The sequence below is a fragment of the Bacillus sp. FSL K6-1560 genome (assembly GCF_038592935.1).
GTDB lineage: Bacteria > Bacillota > Bacilli > Bacillales > Bacillaceae > Bacillus > Bacillus subtilis.
Map to the genome: position 1 here is coordinate 525,794 of NZ_CP151946.1, position 20,871 is coordinate 546,664.

At 44.5% G+C, this 20,871-nt stretch carries 15 protein-coding genes; 12 read left to right on the forward strand and 3 right to left on the reverse strand.

All coding sequences use genetic code 11. The features are described from left to right. Nucleotides 1–63 precede the first annotated feature (63 nt). The 9 genes from secA to minJ all read left to right on the forward strand — a co-directional run bounded on the left by secA (nucleotide 64) and on the right by minJ (nucleotide 10,552). Nucleotides 64–2,589 (forward strand): preprotein translocase subunit SecA, encoded by a 2,526-nt coding sequence (gene secA / locus NYE22_RS02850; RefSeq protein ID WP_003228033.1) that lies wholly within the window; start codon nucleotides 64–66, stop codon nucleotides 2,587–2,589. 69 nt (nucleotides 2,590–2,658) lie between these two features. Beyond that, a protein-coding gene (gene prfB / locus NYE22_RS02855) for a peptide chain release factor 2 (protein ID WP_010886623.1) occupies nucleotides 2,659–3,760 on the forward strand; the annotation gives its coding sequence in 2 pieces (ribosomal slippage) (nucleotides 2,659–2,730 and nucleotides 2,732–3,760; 1,101 coding nt in all). A gap of 165 nt (nucleotides 3,761–3,925) precedes the next feature. Further along, a complete protein-coding gene (locus NYE22_RS02860) occupies nucleotides 3,926–4,771 on the forward strand; it encodes a YitT family protein (protein ID WP_003242677.1) in 846 nt (281 codons plus the stop codon). A 48-nt stretch (nucleotides 4,772–4,819) separates the two neighbouring features. Beyond that, the gene (gene cccB, locus NYE22_RS02865) at nucleotides 4,820–5,158 is read left to right on the forward strand and encodes a cytochrome c551 (RefSeq protein ID WP_021480707.1); all 339 of its coding nucleotides are present in this window, start codon (nucleotides 4,820–4,822) and stop codon (nucleotides 5,156–5,158) included. Nucleotides 5,159–5,391: 233 nt separating this feature from the next. Next, entirely contained in the window at nucleotides 5,392–6,078 is a 687-nt protein-coding gene (ftsE, locus tag NYE22_RS02870; protein WP_003228039.1) for a cell division ATP-binding protein FtsE, read from the forward strand. Further along, a complete protein-coding gene (gene ftsX, locus NYE22_RS02875; RefSeq protein ID WP_009968247.1) occupies nucleotides 6,071–6,961 on the forward strand; it encodes a permease-like cell division protein FtsX in 891 nt (296 codons plus the stop codon). Before ftsE ends, ftsX begins: the two co-directional genes overlap by 8 nt. A 139-nt stretch (nucleotides 6,962–7,100) precedes the next feature. After that, a complete protein-coding gene (ctpB, locus tag NYE22_RS02880; protein ID WP_342412278.1) occupies nucleotides 7,101–8,543 on the forward strand; it encodes a carboxy-terminal processing protease CtpB in 1,443 nt (480 codons plus the stop codon). A 383-nt stretch (nucleotides 8,544–8,926) separates the two neighbouring features. Continuing rightward, the gene (gene swrA, locus NYE22_RS02885; RefSeq protein WP_015251121.1) at nucleotides 8,927–9,280 is read left to right on the forward strand and encodes a swarming motility protein SwrAA; all 354 of its coding nucleotides are present in this window, start codon (nucleotides 8,927–8,929) and stop codon (nucleotides 9,278–9,280) included. A 78-nt stretch (nucleotides 9,281–9,358) separates the two neighbouring features. Further along, the gene (gene minJ, locus NYE22_RS02890; RefSeq protein WP_003242631.1) at nucleotides 9,359–10,552 is read left to right on the forward strand and encodes a cell division topological determinant MinJ; all 1,194 of its coding nucleotides are present in this window, start codon (nucleotides 9,359–9,361) and stop codon (nucleotides 10,550–10,552) included. 47 nt (nucleotides 10,553–10,599) lie between these two features. Here minJ and NYE22_RS02895 read toward each other — a convergent pair whose 3' ends face one another. The 3 genes from NYE22_RS02895 to NYE22_RS02905 all read right to left on the reverse strand — a co-directional run bounded on the left by NYE22_RS02895 (nucleotide 10,600) and on the right by NYE22_RS02905 (nucleotide 15,105). After that, nucleotides 10,600–11,934, reverse strand: a complete 1,335-nt coding sequence (locus NYE22_RS02895; RefSeq protein ID WP_032726943.1) for an MFS transporter — start codon at nucleotides 11,932–11,934, stop codon at nucleotides 10,600–10,602. Nucleotides 11,935–11,964: 30 nt separating this feature from the next. Continuing rightward, nucleotides 11,965–12,534: a TetR/AcrR family transcriptional regulator gene (locus tag NYE22_RS02900; RefSeq protein ID WP_003244088.1), complete on the reverse strand. Its 570-nt coding sequence runs from the start codon at nucleotides 12,532–12,534 to the stop codon at nucleotides 11,965–11,967. A gap of 75 nt (nucleotides 12,535–12,609) precedes the next feature. Further along, nucleotides 12,610–15,105, reverse strand: coding sequence for a PEP/pyruvate-binding domain-containing protein (locus tag NYE22_RS02905; RefSeq protein WP_114523626.1), 2,496 nt, complete (start codon nucleotides 15,103–15,105; stop codon nucleotides 12,610–12,612). Nucleotides 15,106–15,550: 445 nt separating this feature from the next. On the opposite strand from NYE22_RS02905, the gene NYE22_RS02910 reads away from it, so the two are divergent. The 3 genes from NYE22_RS02910 to uvrA all read left to right on the forward strand — a co-directional run bounded on the left by NYE22_RS02910 (nucleotide 15,551) and on the right by uvrA (nucleotide 20,833). Beyond that, nucleotides 15,551–15,781, forward strand: a complete 231-nt coding sequence (locus NYE22_RS02910; protein WP_003228053.1) for a CsbA family protein — start codon at nucleotides 15,551–15,553, stop codon at nucleotides 15,779–15,781. Between the two features lie 185 nt (nucleotides 15,782–15,966). Beyond that, nucleotides 15,967–17,952, forward strand: coding sequence for an excinuclease ABC subunit UvrB (gene uvrB / locus NYE22_RS02915; protein WP_024573253.1), 1,986 nt, complete (start codon nucleotides 15,967–15,969; stop codon nucleotides 17,950–17,952). Nucleotides 17,953–17,959: 7 nt separating this feature from the next. After that, nucleotides 17,960–20,833: an excinuclease ABC subunit UvrA gene (gene uvrA, locus NYE22_RS02920; protein WP_101501510.1), complete on the forward strand. Its 2,874-nt coding sequence runs from the start codon at nucleotides 17,960–17,962 to the stop codon at nucleotides 20,831–20,833. Nucleotides 20,834–20,871 lie beyond the last annotated feature (38 nt).

The following is a 20,871-nucleotide window of genomic DNA, read 5'->3' on the forward strand; positions in this document are numbered from 1 at the left end:
GGACTAGTAAATTATTTATACATGCCTTTAAAATAGGCATGTGATGATAGAGGAGCGTTATAAATGCTTGGAATTTTAAATAAAATGTTTGATCCAACAAAACGTACGCTGAATAGATACGAAAAAATTGCTAACGATATTGATGCGATTCGCGGAGACTATGAAAATCTCTCTGACGACGCGTTGAAACATAAAACAATTGAATTTAAAGAGCGTCTTGAAAAAGGGGCGACAACGGATGATCTTCTTGTTGAAGCTTTCGCTGTTGTTCGAGAAGCTTCACGCCGCGTAACAGGTATGTTTCCGTTTAAAGTCCAGCTCATGGGGGGCGTAGCGCTTCATGACGGAAATATCGCGGAAATGAAAACAGGGGAAGGGAAAACATTAACGTCTACTCTGCCTGTTTATTTAAATGCGTTAACAGGTAAAGGCGTACACGTCGTGACTGTCAACGAATACTTGGCAAGCCGTGACGCTGAACAAATGGGGAAAATTTTCGAGTTTCTCGGTCTGACTGTCGGCTTGAATTTAAACTCAATGTCAAAAGACGAAAAACGGGAAGCTTATGCAGCTGACATTACTTACTCTACAAACAATGAGCTTGGCTTCGACTATTTGCGTGACAATATGGTTCTTTATAAAGAGCAGATGGTTCAGCGCCCGCTTCATTTTGCGGTAATAGATGAAGTTGACTCTATTTTAATTGATGAAGCGAGAACACCTCTTATCATTTCTGGACAAGCTGCCAAATCCACTAAGCTGTACGTACAGGCAAATGCTTTTGTCCGTACGTTAAAAGCGGAGAAGGATTACACGTACGATATCAAAACAAAAGCTGTACAGCTTACTGAAGAAGGAATGACGAAGGCGGAAAAAGCGTTCGGCATCGATAACCTCTTTGATGTGAAGCATGTCGCGCTCAACCACCATATCAACCAGGCCTTAAAAGCTCACGTTGCGATGCAAAAGGACGTTGACTATGTAGTGGAAGACGGACAGGTTGTTATTGTTGATTCCTTCACGGGACGTCTGATGAAAGGCCGCCGCTACAGTGAGGGGCTTCACCAAGCGATTGAAGCGAAGGAAGGGCTTGAGATTCAAAACGAAAGCATGACCTTGGCGACGATTACGTTCCAAAACTACTTCCGAATGTACGAAAAACTTGCCGGTATGACGGGTACAGCTAAGACAGAGGAAGAAGAATTCCGCAACATCTACAACATGCAGGTTGTCACGATCCCTACCAACAGGCCTGTTGTCCGTGATGACCGCCCGGATTTAATTTACCGCACGATGGAAGGAAAGTTTAAGGCAGTTGCGGAGGATGTCGCACAGCGTTATATGACGGGACAGCCTGTTTTAGTCGGTACGGTTGCCGTTGAAACATCTGAATTGATTTCTAAGCTGCTTAAAAACAAAGGAATTCCGCATCAAGTGTTAAATGCCAAAAACCATGAACGTGAAGCGCAGATCATTGAAGAGGCCGGCCAAAAAGGCGCAGTTACGATTGCGACTAACATGGCGGGGCGCGGAACGGACATTAAGCTTGGCGAAGGTGTAAAAGAGCTTGGCGGACTCGCTGTTGTCGGAACAGAACGACACGAATCACGCCGGATTGACAATCAGCTTCGAGGTCGTTCCGGACGTCAGGGAGACCCGGGGATTACTCAATTTTATCTTTCTATGGAAGATGAATTGATGCGCAGATTCGGAGCTGAGCGGACAATGGCGATGCTGGACCGCTTCGGCATGGACGACTCTACTCCAATCCAAAGCAAAATGGTATCTCGCGCGGTTGAATCGTCACAAAAACGTGTCGAAGGCAATAACTTCGATTCGCGTAAACAGCTTCTGCAATATGATGATGTTCTCCGCCAGCAGCGTGAGGTCATTTATAAGCAGCGCTTTGAAGTCATTGACTCTGAAAACCTGCGTGAAATCGTTGAAAATATGATCAAGTCTTCTCTCGAACGCGCAATTGCAGCCTATACGCCAAGAGAAGAGCTTCCTGAGGAGTGGAAGCTTGACGGTCTAGTTGATCTTATCAACACAACTTATCTTGATGAAGGTGCGCTTGAGAAGAGCGATATCTTCGGGAAAGAACCGGATGAAATGCTTGAGCTCATTATGGACCGCATCATCACAAAATATAATGAGAAGGAAGAGCAATTCGGCAAAGAGCAAATGCGCGAATTCGAAAAAGTTATCGTTCTTCGTGCCGTTGATTCTAAATGGATGGATCATATTGATGCGATGGATCAGCTCCGCCAAGGGATTCACCTTCGTGCTTACGCGCAGACGAACCCGCTTCGTGAGTATCAAATGGAAGGCTTTGCGATGTTTGAGCATATGATTGAATCAATTGAGGACGAAGTCGCAAAATTTGTGATGAAAGCTGAGATTGAAAACAATCTGGAGCGTGAAGAGGTTGTACAAGGCCAAACAACAGCTCATCAGCCGCAAGAAGGCGACGACAACAAAAAAGCAAAGAAAGCACCGGTTCGCAAAGTGGTTGATATCGGACGAAATGCCCCATGCCACTGCGGAAGCGGGAAAAAATATAAAAATTGCTGCGGCCGTACTGAATAGTTCGCCCCGGCAAGTTTACTGACCGCGGCGCCTGCAGGCGCCTGCGGATCTTTTAATGAGGTGAATGAAATGGAATTATCAGAAATCAGAGCAGAGCTCGAAAATATGGCTTCTCGTTTAGCGGACTTTAGGGGGTCTCTTTGACCTCGAATCAAAGGAGGCCCGCATTGCTGAGCTAGATGAACAAATGGCTGATCCGGAATTCTGGAATGATCAGCAAAAAGCTCAAACGGTTATAAATGAAGCAAACGGTTTAAAGGATTATGTCAATTCGTATAAAAAATTGAATGAATCCCACGAAGAATTGCAAATGACTCATGATCTTTTGAAAGAAGAGCCGGACACTGATCTCCAGCTTGAGCTTGAAAAAGAACTAAAATCATTAACAAAAGAGTTCAATGAGTTTGAGCTTCAGCTTCTTCTCAGCGAGCCGTATGATAAAAATAACGCGATTTTAGAACTGCACCCTGGTGCTGGCGGTACAGAGTCACAGGACTGGGGCTCTATGCTTCTTAGAATGTATACAAGATGGGGAGAGCGCCGCGGCTTTAAAGTAGAAACTCTCGATTACCTTCCAGGTGATGAGGCGGGAATCAAATCAGTGACATTGCTCATCAAAGGACACAACGCTTACGGGTATCTCAAAGCAGAAAAAGGTGTTCATCGTCTTGTGCGGATCTCACCATTTGATTCATCAGGCCGCCGCCACACATCTTTCGTTTCATGTGAAGTCATGCCTGAATTTAACGATGAAATTGATATTGATATTCGTACGGAGGATATTAAAGTTGACACGTACCGTGCAAGCGGCGCGGGCGGACAGCACGTCAATACGACGGATTCAGCCGTTCGGATTACTCACTTGCCGACGAACGTAGTTGTGACATGCCAAACGGAGCGCTCACAAATTAAAAACCGTGAAAGAGCCATGAAAATGCTGAAGGCCAAGCTGTATCAGCGCAGAATTGAAGAGCAGCAGGCAGAGCTGGATGAAATTCGCGGTGAACAAAAAGAAATCGGCTGGGGCAGCCAAATCCGTTCTTATGTATTCCATCCGTATTCCATGGTAAAAGACCATCGGACCAATACAGAAATGGGGAACGTTCAAGCTGTAATGGATGGTGACATTGATACGTTCATTGATGCCTACCTGCGTTCTAAGCTTTCATAAGCTGAAAAACACACCTGATGCTTACGGGTGTGTTTTTTTATTCCTTATATCCTTGATTTCACTGCTGCTTTAGCATATTACCACTGTATTTGGGTGTTATTTACATCTAATCAGGGAAGGATTAAAATGCTATCGGAGAGCATTGGAAGAAACGGAGGATATATGATGGACGTACGGAATAAAACATTGTGGATTTTGCGGGATTATGTATACATATTGATAGGAGCAGCGATTACGGCCGTGTCCTTTAATGTATTTTTGCTTCCGAATAAGATTGCCGCCGGCGGTGTCAGCGGGATCAGTACGATTTTACAATCATATGGTTTTGAAGCAGCGTATGTACAGTGGATTATTAATATCCCTTTATTTATTGCTGGCGTCATTTTGCTCGGCGGGAAATTTGGACTAAAGACGCTTGCAGGTTCTGTGTTTTTGCCGCTAGTAGTGTTTCTGACAAGGGATATTCAGCCCGCCACTCATCATGAACTCTTGGCGGCGATTTTTGGCGGTGTCGGGATAGGTATCGGAATTGGTATTGTGTACTTAGGGAAAGGTTCGACGGGAGGTACAGCCTTGGCTGCACAGATCATTCATAAGTACTCCGGTCTGTCATTGGGGAAGTGCCTCGCCATCATTGACGGAATGATTGTTGTTACGGCTATGATCGTATTTAATATTGAGCAAGGCTTATATGCCATGCTTGGCGTCTATGTGTCCAGCAAAACCATTGATGTTGTGCAAGTCGGCTTTAATCGTTCAAAAATGGCACTCATCATTACAAAGCAGGAGCAGGCTGTCAAGGAGGCTGTCTTACAGAAGATTGACAGAGGCGTGACAAAAATTTCTGCAGTCGGCGGATATACTGACGATGACCGTCCGATTTTAATGTGCGTGGTTGGGCAAACTGAATTCACCAAATTGAAACAAATCGTCAAACAGATTGATGAGTCAGCTTTTGTGATTGTAGCAGACGCGAGCGAGGTGCTGGGCGAGGGTTTCAAACGCGCTTAAACGAGGTTATAATATGGAAGAGATCGTAAAGGAGTTGTGCTTCTCAACATGAAATCAAAGTTATCGATACTAATGATTGGATTTGCGCTTTCTGTTCTGTTGGCTGCCTGCGGATCAAACGATGCAAAAGAAGAGAAGGCAGACACCGGCAGCAAGACGGAAGCCACTGCATCTGAAGGGGAAGAATTATATCAGCAAAGCTGCGTAGGCTGCCACGGCAAGGATTTAGAAGGTGTGTCAGGGCCTAATCTCCAAGAGGTCGGAGGCAAATACGATGAACACAAAATTGAAAGCATTATTAAAAACGGCCGCGGCAATATGCCAAAGGGGCTTGTAGAGGATAACGAAGCCGCTGTTATTGCCAAATGGCTGTCAGAAAAAAAGTAAGATAAAAACATCCTTGCCGAGTGCCGGCAAGGATGTTTTTATGCCTTGACAATATGAATGAAAAGAAACTGTAATAGTATTATGTCTAAATTTGACGTATAATGAAGTGTATTGAAAAAGGGAACTTTCAGATTTTTCATCTTTTTACAAATGAATGGGTCATAAATTGTCGAATGCATTCGAAGAGTATGACCGTGTGATAGATAAAATGATATAAAAGATTAGGTGATTTCATGATAGAGATGAAGGAAGTATATAAAGCCTATCCGAACGGCGTAAAAGCGCTCAATGGGATTTCTGTTACCATTCATCCCGGCGAGTTTGTGTATGTTGTTGGTCCGAGCGGAGCGGGTAAATCTACTTTTATTAAAATGATTTACAGAGAAGAAAAACCGACAAAAGGACAAATTTTAATCAATCATAAAGATCTCGCGACAATTAAAGAAAAAGAGATTCCTTTCGTGCGCCGCAAAATAGGCGTTGTCTTTCAGGATTTCAAGCTTCTTCCGAAACTTACTGTTTTTGAAAATGTGGCATTTGCCCTTGAAGTGATTGGAGAACAGCCGTCTGTCATTAAGAAACGGGTGCTTGAAGTGCTTGATCTCGTGCAGTTGAAGCATAAAGCGCGACAATTTCCTGACCAGCTTTCAGGCGGGGAGCAGCAGCGTGTATCTATTGCAAGATCAATTGTGAACAATCCTGATGTTGTCATTGCTGATGAACCGACAGGAAACCTTGATCCGGATACGTCTTGGGAAGTCATGAAGACGCTGGAGGAAATTAACAACCGTGGGACAACAGTCGTGATGGCGACACATAATAAAGAAATCGTAAACACCATGAAGAAACGTGTCATTGCAATCGAAGATGGTATCATTGTGCGTGATGAGTCAAGAGGGGAGTATGGTTCATATGATTAAAATTCTCGGGCGCCACTTGCGTGAGAGTTTTAAATCTCTCGGTAGAAACACATGGATGACATTTGCATCCATTAGTGCTGTAACCGTTACGCTGATTTTAGTCGGCGTGTTTTTAGTGATTATGCTGAATTTGAATAACATGGCCACGAATGCTGAAAAACAAGTTGAAATCAAAGTGCTGATTGATCTGACTGCAGATCAGAAGGCACAGGACAAGCTTCAGAACGATATTAAGGAACTGAAGGGCATTCAGAGTGTTACTTTTTCATCTAAAGAAAAAGAGCTTGACCAGCTGGTTGACAGTTTTGGTGACAGCGGAAAATCTCTGACAATGAAGGATCAGGAAAACCCGCTTAATGATGCGTTTGTCGTCAAAACGACAGATCCGCATGATACGCCGAACGTGGCGAAAAAGATCGAAAAAATGGATCATGTTTATAAAGTCACTTATGGAAAAGAAGAGGTCAGCCGTTTGTTTAAAGTGGTCGGCGTTTCCCGCAACATTGGAATCGCGTTAATTATCGGCCTGGTATTTACGGCGATGTTCTTAATTTCCAACACCATTAAAATTACAATTTTCGCAAGAAGAAAAGAAATTGAAATCATGAAGCTTGTCGGCGCGACAAACTGGTTTATCCGCTGGCCGTTTTTCCTTGAAGGATTGCTGCTAGGCGTATTCGGTTCTGTGATTCCGATTGCACTGGTGCTGAGCACTTACCAATACGTCATCGGATGGGTCGTTCCAAAGGTTCAAGGATCATTTGTCTCTCTTCTTCCTTATAATCCATTTGTATTCCAAGTTTCGCTAGTGCTGATTGCAATCGGCGCAGTAATTGGAGTATGGGGAAGTCTGACTTCCATCCGCAAGTTTTTGCGAGTATAAAGTGAAAAAGCCGTTCCGCTTTCGGGACGGCTTTTCATTTGCCTTCTTTTTCTTCTATGATTACATGAAATCTCCATCCTTTACATATACTATCTCTAGGTTTTGGTAAAGACAGTCTGGCATACAGGAGGAGTAAAGGATGAATCAAAAAATAATGGCTGTGATAGCAGCAGGGAGCATGCTGTTCGGAGGCGCCGGTGTATATGCGGGAATCAACCTGCTTGAGATGGATAAGCCCCAGACTGCAGCAGTTCCCACGACGGCACAAGCTGACTCTGAACGGGATAAAGCTATGGACAAAATCGAAAAAGCGTATGAGTTAATTTCGAATGAGTACGTAGAAAAAGTAGATAGAGAAAAGCTGCTCGAGGGAGCCATCCAGGGAATGCTGTCTACGCTAAATGATCCTTATTCTGTTTACATGGATAAGCAGACAGCTAAGCAATTTTCTGATTCTCTTGATTCCTCATTTGAAGGCATCGGGGCTGAGGTTGGCATGGAAGACGGCAAAATTATTATTGTTTCTCCATTCAAGAAATCGCCAGCGGAAAAAGCCGGGTTGAAGCCTAATGATGAAATTATCAGCATCAATGGAGAATCGATGGCCGGCAAGGATTTAAACCACGCTGTGTTAAAAATAAGAGGAAAAAAAGGGTCCAGCGTTTCAATGAAGATTCAGCGGCCTGGAACGAAGAAGCAGCTGTCATTCCGGATCAAGAGAGCTGAGATTCCACTCGAAACGGTTTTTGCATCAGAGAAAAAAGTACAGGGGCATTCTGTCGGATATATTGCCATCTCTACTTTTTCTGAGCACACCGCAGAGGATTTTGCAAAAGCGCTGAGGGAGCTTGAGAAAAAAGAAATAGAAGGACTTGTCATTGATGTACGCGGCAACCCGGGCGGATATCTTCAAAGTGTGGAAGAAATTCTTAAGCATTTCGTTACAAAGGATCAGCCGTATATTCAGATTGCTGAACGCAATGGGGATAAAAAACGTTATTTTTCAACATTGACCCATAAAAAAGCGTACCCTGTCAATGTGATTACGGATAAAGGAAGTGCCTCTGCATCAGAAATTCTTGCCGGCGCATTAAAGGAAGCTGGTCATTATGATGTTGTAGGCGATACGTCTTTTGGAAAGGGAACGGTTCAACAGGCTGTGCCAATGGGGGACGGCAGCAACATCAAATTAACGCTTTACAAGTGGCTGACGCCAAATGGAAACTGGATTCATAAGAAAGGAATTGAACCGACCATTGCGATTAAGCAGCCCGATTATTTTTCCGCCGGGCCTTTACAGCTGAAAGAGCCGCTTAAAGTGGACATGAACAATGAAGACGTCAAGCATGCGCAGGTATTGTTAAAAGGTCTCAGCTTTGATCCGGGACGTGAGGATGGCTATTTCAGCAAAGACATGAAAAAAGCGGTTATGGCTTTTCAGGATCAAAACAAGCTGAATAAAACCGGTGTGATCGACACTCGCACTGCAGAGACATTAAACCGGCAGATAGAAAAGAAAAAATCAGATGAAAAAAATGATTTGCAGCTTCAAACAGCATTGAAATCATTATTTGTCAATTAAAGGAGATGGTATTCCATCTCCTGTTTCTTTGTGCTTAAAGAGATTATGGATCATAAGTCACATAAAAAATGAGTTTTTGACAAGAAATTAAAAAAATTTTCACAAATAAACATTTATAAAGGACTGTTATTACCCGATATCAATATATGAGAGAGACTTTCTAACGAGTTAATATGCATTTAAAATGAAACTTTTGCAAGTTGCCTAGTCTTTGTTTACTTCATACAATATAAGAAGGTTCTAAAAAGAACAGTAATCAGGTTAATGGCAGCTGAACGACAGGTATTTAAAGAGTAACGTTAGCGAGAATGCTTGTTAGCACTCCAGTACTGCTGCTTATACTGGCCCGTGCTTATCTGTATAAAGAAAATGGGGGTTCACAATTGAAGAGGGCAAGTATTGTGCGTGAAAAAAAATATTATGAATTAGTGGAACAATTAAAAGACAGAACACAAGACGTAACATTTTCAGCTACAAAAGCACTAAGTCTTCTTATGCTGTTCAGCAGATATTTGGTCAATTACACCAATGTCGAATCAGTAAATGACATTAATGAGGAATGCGCCAAACATTATTTTAACTACTTAATGAAAAATCATAAGCGATTAGGAATTAATCTGACAGATATAAAAAGGTCGATGCATCTAATCAGCGGGTTATTGGATGTGGATGTAAACCACTATTTAAAGGATTTTTCACTATCGAATGTCACGCTGTGGATGACGCAAGAGAGATAAACTCTCCTGAGGATATCCAAGCCATTTAATATTTGATAGAATATAAGTAACATGTTTGGCTTGAGGCGGTGAGAGATAGTGTCTGTTCAATGGGGAATTGAACTGTTAAAAAGCGCGGGCCTGTTCTTCTTACACCCGCTTTTCTGGTTTTTTATCATCATAACCCTGGCTTTCGGCTATGTAAGAATCAAACGGGAACGAAAAACCTTTCATACAAGAATAGCAGATATTTATGATGATCTGAAATTTACATATACAAAGGGACTGATTCCAGGTCTTCTTTTGTCAGTTATTTTAGGTGGACTCGGAATATCGATTCCTCTCGGTTTACTTGCGATTATTGCCGTTATCACTGCAGCGGCAGCGTTCACTCTTCGCGCAAACTGGATGTCTGCTGCATATATCGTCAGTGTGAGTATGCTGATAGGTTTTGGACTGCAAATATATCAGGCGGAGCCCTTTCTGGAGAGATTTCCGCAAGGATTTGCAGTTGTTTGGCCGGCTGTAGCTGTGTTTCTAGGTTTGCTGATTATCACTGAAGGAGCGGTTGCTTATCGTTCTGCGCATGTGAGAACATCACCGGCACTTGTCGTAAGCAGCCGCGGTTTGCCGATCGGACAGCAGCTGGCAAACCGGGTTTGGCTTTTGCCGCTGTTCCTTCTCGTGCCCGGTAATGGTTTAGAATCGCACCTTAGCTGGTGGCCCGTGTTTACTGTTCCCGGCGGCTCATTCCATTTTCTATGGATTCCTTACTTTGTCGGATTTGGACAAAGGGTACAGGGATCGCTGCCTGAAACGAGTATAAGGATCACAGCGAAACGCGTTTGTATTCTCGGTCTTGCCGTCGCAGTTCTCGGTGCAGCGAGCTTACTGTGGACGCCGCTTGCGGGTGCAGCGGTCTGTACTGCTTTGTTAGGGCGCATTTTTCTGTCCATAAAGCAAAGAGTGAATGATAACGCGGCTCCGTTTTACTTCTCGAAAAGGGATCAGGGCTTAATGGTGCTTGGGATTATCCCCAATACGCCGGCTGAGGACCTGGAATTGAAAATCGGGGAAATCATAACGAAAGTCAATGGCATACCGGTTAAGAACGTTTCTGATTTCTATGAAGCGCTTCAGCATAACCGTGCATATGTGAAGCTTGAAATTATCGGTTTGAATGGAGAAATTCGTTTTGACCAGCGAGCTTCTTATGAAGGAGAACATCATGAATTGGGCATCCTCTTCGTAAAGGATGACCGTGAAGACGAAGCAGTCGCTTCTGGATCATAAAAGGCAGCCCGGCACCGCAGGAAGATGCGATGCCGGGCTGTTTTGTGTTACGCTGAGTTTTTTTCTATCCGTGCCGTTTCATCAGATTTGATGCCCAATGAAACAAAAACGCCGATGATGGATACAGCAAAGAGAATCATAAATAGGATGTGATATCCCGAAATCAGGCCAATTAAGGCTGATGAAATGATGCTTCCGAAATAACGGAAGGTCGAGAAAATACCGGATGCCACTCCTGACATTCCGGGGTCTACTGTGGCAAGGGATGACACCTGCATGCTGGTCAGACCGACTCCGGAAGCGAGCCCGCCAAGGATAAGAGAGAGCATGAGGAACAAGACAGAATGCGAGCTGCTTAACAGCAAAAATAATAGATTCGCACCAGCCATCATGGCAAATGAAAGAAAAATGATTTTTTTGGCTCCCCATTTGTGATGGAGCTGCGCGCCCACCCAGTTGCTGGCTGACATGAAGATTGAAAATACAGAAAGCGCCATCCCGCTGTTAGACGTATTAAGCCCAAATTGGTTCGTCATAAATAACGGCATAATCAATAAGACGGCATACATCATCAAATTGCTTAACAAGACTGATAAATTCGCATTTGTAAAGGTTGAGCTTTTAAACAGTGCAAAGTCAATGATAGGGTGCTTGGTACGTTTTTCTCTTCTGAAAAAAAGCGGAACAAAAAGAAGTATCAATACACTGTATACCGCATATCCCCATGGAGCCTCATTTTTCGTCAGCAGGATAATGGAAACGATGCTGCCTGCAAGCAAGAGAGAGCCGATGATATCCAGCGGCGCGTCAGATTTATTTTCTTTATATTGAGGAAACATCGTTAATGCCGTAAATAAAGCAATAGCGAGGAACGGGATGTTGACCCAAAAAATCGAATGCCAGCTGAAGCTGTCAATCAGTATAGAGCCGATAAAAGGCCCGAGTGCTGCACCAAGTCCCGCACCCAGTCCGAAAAATCCAAACACTTTCGGTAGGCGTTTTTCAGAAACAACATGCCGGATAATGGCAATGCTGTTTGGCGTAAGCAATGCCCCGCCGACAGCCTGCAATGCCCGAAAAACAATTAACAGGAGCAGACTCGGTGAAAGGGCGCAGCCTAGAGATGCGATTAGAAAAAGGCCGACTCCCCATAAGTACATTGTTTTATTGCCGTACATGTCACCGAGCTTTCCTGCAATCGGCTGTGTGACTGCCATCACGATTAAATAAACGGTAACCACCCAAGTGATGCTTGCGATGGACTCGTTATACGTATGGGAAATAGATGAGAGCGCGACCGCGATCATCGTTGAATTAATGGGAGCCAGAATGGCCCCCAATAATAGCGAGACGATCAGCGCCCATTCTTTTCTTGAGCTCATTGGGATCCTCCTTTTTATTATGCCAAGGAGTTAATCAGCAGAAATTCCTTTGACAAATAGAGCTGTGCTGTGCTCCAGCATTTTTTCCTGGGGCATTGATATGACCCGGTCTCCTAAGTGGAGACGGTGAATGAAATAACCGAAGATAATCGACATGAACACGTCGGCATGCTCCGCTTCATTTCCTGTCTGAATAACCCCTTTCTCACCCATTGTTTTGAGATAATCAACCAATAGCTGTTTCATAGATTGGGGATATTCAGTGACGTGGTTAATGACATCCTGAAACATGGCCGGTTCACGAAAGCTGATTTTAATGATATCTTTTCTATGTTCGAGCTCCTCCAAGAGACAGGTTCCGATATGAAGCAGGTCTTTGTACAAATCCCCTTCTGTTTGTTCCAAAATGCTGCCTCTGTTTGAAGAATGCTGAGAAAGCAAAGCCTCAACTAGTCCTTGTTTGTTTTTAAAGTTCCTGAAAATCGTCGCTTCACTTACATTTGCTTTTTCTGCAATTTCTTTTGTAGTTGTTGCGCGATATCCTTTTTTGACGAGCAGCTGCATGGCAGCGTCAAGGATTCTCTTGTTTGTCGGTCTCAATACGTTTCACCTCACGAGTATACTGGCAGGACAAGTATACACCCGCCCCGCTTGTATAAGAAAGAGGGGGACGCATCAGGACCGGCTGACAACTGTGATTTTGCCGCTGCTTCCGTCAACAGTGATGATGTCACCGTCTCGCAGTCTTTCGGTTGCCGTGCGTGTGCCGAGAACGGCTGGAATGCCGTATTCACGGGCAATAATCGCAGCGTGAGACAAAATGCCGCCTGTGTCTGTAATAATCGCTTTGGCGTCTTGAAACAGGCTGGTCCATAGCGGTGTGGTCATCTTGCAAACGAGTACGTCCCCAGGCGCGAATTGAGAAAATTCATTGGCGTCCCGAATGATTTTCACCGGACCTGTCGCAATGCCGCTTGATGCCGCAATGCCAAAAATATGATTCTCTGTGTTTTTTTCATCCTCTATCACAGCGCCGACAATTTCTTCAGCTGCTTTGAGCTGTTCTTTTGTCGGGGTGCCGAGGTAGGCAGGGGCTTGGGCCAGCTCATACTCATGAAAAATCTGTCTGCGTTTTTCAGCCTTTTCTTGCAGGGATACAGGGTGAAGAAGCGCTTGTTCCACTTCGTCGTCATATAAAAACCAAAGGTCCTCACGATCTTGAATGACACCGTTTTCCGCCAGCAATTCACCTATCTTCAGCAGAAAGATTCTCGCCTTGGCATCCAGCATGGCGTCAATATAAAAGTGGTGATCATCTTTTATATTTGCAGAGTTCAGTGTCCATTGATAATAGCGGTCAAATTCGGTGCGCAAACCGGGATCTTCTATGTTTTCCAAGAATTCATTGTATAATTTCTCTCGTTTTTCTTTCGTTTTCTGAAATTCATTGTCAAAATGATAGCCATTACGGACATAATTTTGAATATTAGCCAGAGCGAAATACGGATTTTCCACCCAGATTTGTTCAATCAGATCATGACTTTTAACAGATCTCCATCCGTATTCTTGCAAGAATTCATGGACGTTCTTCAGGAAGTGTCTCCCCTCATCTGTTTGTTCTAATTTCTCCTGGAGCTGTTCAGGCTTGTTGTTTTCAAAAATGGTCAGAAGGTTCGGGTTCTCCTGAACTTCCATAGAAAATAGCCATAAGCAACGGTCCGTTTCCAGTGATTTGTTCATTTTTCCTGTCAGCATCTCATAAAAATGAGCGTTTTCGGACTCTCCTTGAATGTCCTGATACATCGCTTGCAGTTTGTTTGTTAAAAGGATTTGCGGGAAAACGATATTGAAGTGCTCTTCATAAGCCGTGAGATAAAAGGCCTTTAGTTTTTGAAAAGCATCCAGTGCGCTTTCTGCGGTATGCTCAGTTTGTGCGAGCTGGTCCAGTGTCCGGTAAAAAGGGAGGTATGTGTGATTGATGATGTCATACATATGCTCCGATAAAATCGGGAAAAGCTCTTTGCCGCAGTCTTCAGAAGGAGGCTGCTGTCCACCTTGGTTTTTGGAATAAATATGTCCGCGATAAAGTTTTACTTCATCAACAACTACACCAATCGGAAACTTTTGCATGCTCTTCTTCAAGCCATATTCCAATGCCGGCACGATGAAGGATGAAAATAACGGACTCACCGGACCTTCAATATTAGACTCCATGTTAAGCCAGAAATCATTCATATCAGTGTCGGTAATCATGAAGCTGCGTTTTTCTTCTGCCGCCTTTTTGTCCTGATCAATGGTTGTAATCGGGCGAGCTTGCAGAAGGTATATTTGATGATCAGCAATTCCAAATTCTATATCGACAGGATATCCGTACAGGTCTTCGGTTTTTTTTGTGATTTCAGCCAATTCAATCACTTGTTCATCTGTAAGGCAAAAACGGCTGCGCATGTCTTCACTCGTTTCTTTTTCAGCAATTCCTTCTGCCGCAGACTCCATGTAGATTTCCTTTGCACCTATTTCTTTCTGAATCTCAAACGAAGATTTATTAACAATGAACGTGTCTGGGGTAACACTTCCTGAAACAACAGCTTCACCCAACCCGTAGCTGGCGCTGATTAAAAGCTCTCTATCATCATGGGTAACAGGGTTGCGGCTGAAGATAACACCTGACATTTCTGAATCGATCAGCCCCTGAACGACTATTCCCATTAACGGCTCTGCGATTTGATTGTTCATTTTTTTCTTATAGCTGCTGACCCGCCCAGAAAAAAATGAGGCCCAGCATTCTTTCACTTTAGCCAGAAACTCTTCCTCTGTTTTGATATTTAAGTAGGTTTCATATTGACCCGCGAATGAGGCGCCTTCTAAATCTTCCGAAGCAGACGAAGAACGCACGGCTACGGATCGATATGATTCTCTAAGCTTATAAAAGGAACTAGTCAGCTCATTTTTCAGCTCATCCGAAAATGTTCCGGAAATGATCCCGCTTTCGACGTTTTCGCTAGTCTCTTGAAGCTGGTTGTCCTCCATAAAACGTGCGAGCGCATTCGTTTGAATAATAAACCCGTCCGGAACAGGAAGACCGTGTTTGGTCAATTTAATCAAATTCATTCCTTTTGCTCCAGCCAGCTGGCTGGACTCTTCTGCCTGGCGAAATAAAACAGAATACATATTTGAAACCCCTCTTTTCTTCATTCATTTTGTTTTTCTCTCTAGTCTTTTTATTGCGGAGCCTGTGTTTAAAAAATGATAGTAAACACTATCATTCAATTGTAGGTTTTCAGGAAAATGCTGTCAAACGCAGAAAGTCCTAAATAAAATGAATAGTTAAGTTGGTTATATTATCCTGAAAAATGCGGCCGTACTGGTACTGTATGCCTATTTTCTTTTATTCTCGGAATCTGGCGGCGGACTTGATGATGTAATAAAAAAAGTGCCGCTGATTAGAACAGCGGCACCATGGAATAAGTTTTGACCGGCACCAAAATGCAAATATGGTGATTGATTTTGGCTGAAAAGGGGTATGGTGTAGGAGAGGGAGCGAATGCACGATTGTCCGATTCTTCATTTTTTACTATAATCAGATCAGATGAAGAATCCCTGAGGAGGGTTTTTGTTGATTACAAAAGCCGTTTTTGCATTGTTTTTCCCTTTTATGCTTGTTGTTCTATTTACTAGAGTCACCTTTAATCATTATGTGGCGATCGCTTTAACAGCTGCATTGCTGTTTGCCTCTTATTTAAAAGGCTATACAGAAACGTATTTTATTGTAGGATTGGATGTTGTGTCTCTTGTGGCTGGGGGACTGTATATGGCCAAAAAAGCTGCAGAGAAAAAAGAAGAATAAATCGGACATAATGAATATAAAGACTGAATACCTGCTTTTACGATTTAAAAGCAGGTTTTTTATACACAAAAACAGCTGGAAATAAAAAACCACCGAACTTTAGTTCGTATTTTTAGTGATTTTGCTTTCCATTGTGTTACTATATCTATAGGAAGATTTCGTTAAAGAAACGGAGGCTTATTTTTGTGAAAGATCGCTTTGAGTTAGTCTCGAAATATCAGCCCCAGGGAGATCAGCCGAAAGCCATTGAAAAGCTTGTGAAAGGAATTCAGGAGGGCAAGAAGCATCAGACTCTGCTGGGTGCGACAGGAACTGGGAAAACATTTACGGTGTCTAATTTGATTAAAGAAGTCAATAAGCCGACTCTCGTGATTGCCCATAACAAAACCCTTGCTGGACAGCTTTACAGTGAGTTCAAGGAATTTTTTCCGAACAATGCTGTCGAGTATTTTGTCAGCTACTATGATTATTATCAGCCGGAGGCGTATGTGCCTCAAACGGATACATTTATAGAGAAAGACGCTAGTATTAATGATGAAATTGATAAACTGAGACACTCCGCCACATCAGCTTTGTTTGAGCGCAGAGATGTCATTATTATTGCGAGTGTGTCTTGTATATACGGCCTCGGTTCGCCTGAGGAATACCGGGAAATGGTCGTGTCATTGCGGAGTGAAATGGAAATTGAGCGCAACGAGCTGCTCAGAAAACTTGTAGACATCCAATATGCCCGCAACGATATCGACTTTCAGCGCGGTACATTTCGTGTGCGCGGGGATGTAGTGGAAATCTTTCCGGCATCCCGTGATGAGCATTGTGTCAGAGTTGAATTTTTCGGTGACGAAATCGAACGGATTCGGGAAGTAGATGCGCTGACAGGAGAAATTCTCGGCGACCGAGATCATGTTGCGATTTTCCCGGCATCCCACTTCGTAACGCGGGCCGAGAAAATGGAGAAGGCGATTCAAAATATCGAGAAGGAGCTTGAGGAGCAGCTGAAGGTCATGCATGAAAACGGAAAGCTCCTTGAAGCGCAGCGTTTAGAGCAGCGGACAAGATATGATCTTGAAATGATGCGTGAAATGGGTTTCTGCTCCGGCATCGAGAACTATTCAAGACATTTGACTCTGCGGCCTCCAGGTTCAACGCCGTATACGCTTCTTGATTATTTCCCAGACGATTTTATGATCGTGGTGGATGAGTCGCATGTGACAATTCCTCAGGTGCGCGGCATGTTTAACGGAGACCAGGCGCGGAAACAGGTGCTCGTGGATCACGGCTTCCGGCTTCCATCAGCGCTTGATAACCGTCCGCTTCGTTTTGAGGAATTTGAAAAGCATATGCACAATATCGTGTATGTATCAGCAACACCAGGGCCGTACGAGATTGAACATACAGATGAAATGGTCGAACAGATCATTCGTCCGACGGGGCTTCTTGACCCGCTTATTGACGTCCGTCCAATCGAAGGTCAGATTGACGACTTGATCGGCGAAATTCAAGCAAGAATCGAGCGGAATGAACGGGTGCTTGTGACAACTTTGACGAAGAAGATGTCAGAGGATCTGACCGATTATTTAAAGGAAATCGGCATTAAAGTAAACTATCTGCATTCTGAGATCAAGACGCTTGAACGGATTGAAATTATCCGCGACCTGCGCCTTGGCAAGTACGATGTGCTTGTCGGCATCAACCTGTTGAGGGAAGGTTTGGACATTCCCGAAGTATCCCTTGTTGCGATTTTGGATGCGGATAAGGAAGGTTTCCTTCGTTCGGAGCGGTCGCTGATCCAGACCATCGGACGGGCAGCCAGAAATGCGGAAGGCCGCGTCATTATGTACGCCGATAAAATAACGAAGTCTATGGAAATTGCGATTAATGAAACAAAACGCCGCCGCGAGCAGCAGGAGCGGTTTAACGAAGAGCACGGCATTACGCCGAAAACGATAAATAAAGAAATTCGCGATGTCATTCGTGCCACAGTAGCAGCTGAGGATAAAGCGGAATACAAAACAAAAGCCGCGCCGAAGCTGTCGAAAATGACGAAGAAAGAACGCCAGAAAGTCGTTGAACAGATGGAGCATGAAATGAAGGAAGCCGCCAAGGCGCTTGACTTTGAGAGAGCCGCGGAGCTTCGCGATTTACTTTTAGAGCTAAAAGCGGAAGGATGATGAACAAATGGCTATGGATCGGATAGAGGTGAAGGGAGCCAGGGCGCATAACCTGAAAAATATAGATGTAACGATTCCGAGAGATCAGCTTGTCGTTGTCACGGGTTTGTCCGGATCAGGTAAATCCTCCCTTGCCTTTGACACGATATATGCTGAAGGACAGAGACGGTATGTCGAGTCGCTGTCTGCCTATGCCCGCCAGTTTTTAGGGCAAATGGATAAGCCGGATGTGGATGCAATTGAGGGGCTCTCTCCCGCCATCAGCATTGATCAGAAAACAACGAGCCGCAATCCGAGGTCTACTGTCGGTACGGTAACTGAGATTTATGATTATCTGCGTCTTTTATATGCGAGAGTAGGGAAGCCTCATTGTCCGGAACACGGAATTGAGATTACATCCCAGACCATCGAGCAAATGGTGGACAGAATTCTGGAATACCCGGAACGGACGAAGCTTCAGGTGCTGGCGCCGATTGTCTCGGGCCGAAAAGGCGCTCATGTCAAAGTGCTTGAACAGATTAGAAAACAAGGCTATGTCAGAGTCAGAATTGACGGCGAGATGGCTGAGCTTTCCGACGATATCGAATTAGAAAAGAACAAGAAGCATTCCATTGAGGTAGTCATTGACCGGATTGTCGTGAAAGAAGGCGTGGCAGCCCGGCTGTCAGATTCATTGGAAACGGCGCTCCGTTTAGGTGAAGGACGGGTTATGATCGATGTCATCGGTGAGGAAGAGCTGATGTTCAGCGAGCATCATGCCTGTCCGCACTGCGGATTTTCAATTGGTGAGCTTGAGCCGCGTCTGTTTTCGTTTAACAGTCCGTTCGGGGCGTGTCCGACGTGTGACGGTCTCGGAATGAAGCTTGAAGTGGATGCCGATCTTGTCATCCCCAATCAAGATTTGTCATTGAAGGAGAATGCGGTCGCCCCTTGGACACCGATCAGCTCACAATATTATCCTCAGCTGCTTGAGGCAGCCTGCACCCACTACGGGATTGATATGGATGTGCCGGTCAAAGATTTGCCGAAGCATCAACTGGATAAAGTGCTGTACGGCAGCGGAGATGACCTGATTTATTTCCGATATGAAAATGATTTTGGACAAATCCGCGAAGGTGAAATTCAATTTGAAGGCGTATTGCGCAACATTGAAAGACGCTATAAGGAGACAGGCTCCGATTTCATACGTGAGCAAATGGAGCAGTATATGTCTCAGAAGTCTTGTCCGACGTGCAAAGGCTATCGGTTAAAGAAAGAGGCGCTTGCCGTACTGATTGACGGCCGCCACATTGGAAAAATTACCGAGCTGTCTGTCGCCGACGCACTTGCCTTCTTTAAAGACCTTACCCTTTCTGAGAAGGATATGCAGATCGCCAATTTGATTTTGCGCGAAATTGTGGAGCGCTTAAGCTTTCTGGACAAAGTCGGCCTCGATTACCTGACATTGAGCAGGGCAGCGGGTACATTGTCCGGGGGAGAGGCACAGCGCATCAGGCTGGCGACTCAAATTGGCTCGCGTTTATCCGGTGTGCTTTATATTTTAGATGAGCCGTCTATCGGTCTGCATCAGCGTGATAACGACCGCTTGATCAGCGCTCTGAAAAATATGAGAGACCTCGGGAACACGCTGATTGTTGTCGAACATGATGAGGACACGATGATGGCAGCAGATTATTTAATAGATATTGGACCGGGAGCCGGCATTCACGGCGGACAGGTGATATCTGCGGGTACGCCGGAAGAAGTGATGGAAGATCCAAACTCATTAACGGGCAGCTATTTATCAGGGAAAAAGTTTATCCCATTGCCTCCTGAAAGAAGAAAGCCGGACGGACGTTACATTGAAATTAAAGGTGCTTCAGAAAACAACCTGAAAAAAGTGAATGCCAAGTTCCCGCTTGGGACGTTTACAGCAGTTACAGGTGTTTCCGGTTCAGGAAAGAGTACACTCGTTAATGAAATTTTGCATAAGGCGCTGGCGCAAAAGCTTCATAAAGCGAAAGCGAAGCCCGGCAGCCATAAAGAGATTAAAGGTTTGGATCATTTAGACAAAGTCATTGACATTGACCAGGCGCCAATTGGAAGAACGCCGAGATCCAACCCTGCGACATACACCGGTGTATTTGATGACATTCGTGATGTATTCGCGCAGACAAATGAAGCGAAGGTCCGCGGCTATAAAAAAGGCCGTTTCAGCTTCAACGTGAAGGGCGGACGATGTGAAGCCTGCCGCGGAGACGGGATTATTAAAATTGAAATGCACTTCCTTCCTGACGTATACGTTCCATGCGAGGTGTGTCACGGCAAACGCTATAACCGTGAAACGCTTGAAGTGACGTACAAAGGAAAAAGCATCTCTGATGTGCTTGATATGACGGTTGAAGATGCTCTTTCTTTCTTTGAAAATATCCCGAAAATCAAACGCAAGCTCCAAACCCTTTATGATGTTGGTTTAGGTTATATTACGCTCGGCCAGCCGGCGACGACCTTGTCAGGCGGAGAAGCGCAGCGCGTGAAGCTCGCGTCAGAGCTGCACAAACGCTCGACCGGACGCACGCTCTACATTTTAGATGAGCCAACGACAGGTTTGCATGTCGACGATATCGCCAGGCTTCTTGTCGTGCTGCAACGGTTGGTAGACAACGGAGACACTGTACTTGTTATTGAGCACAACCTTGATATCATTAAGACAGCCGATTACATTGTGGATTTGGGCCCGGAAGGCGGAGCCGGGGGCGGAACCATTGTCGCGTCAGGAACGCCTGAGGAAATCACTGAAGTGGAAGAATCATATACAGGCCGTTATTTGAAGCCTGTTATCGAACGTGACAAAACACGCATGAAATCGCTCTTGAAAGCGAAAGAAACAGCTACATCTTAAAACCCTCTGTTAAGAGGGGACAGCTTGTCAGCAAGTCC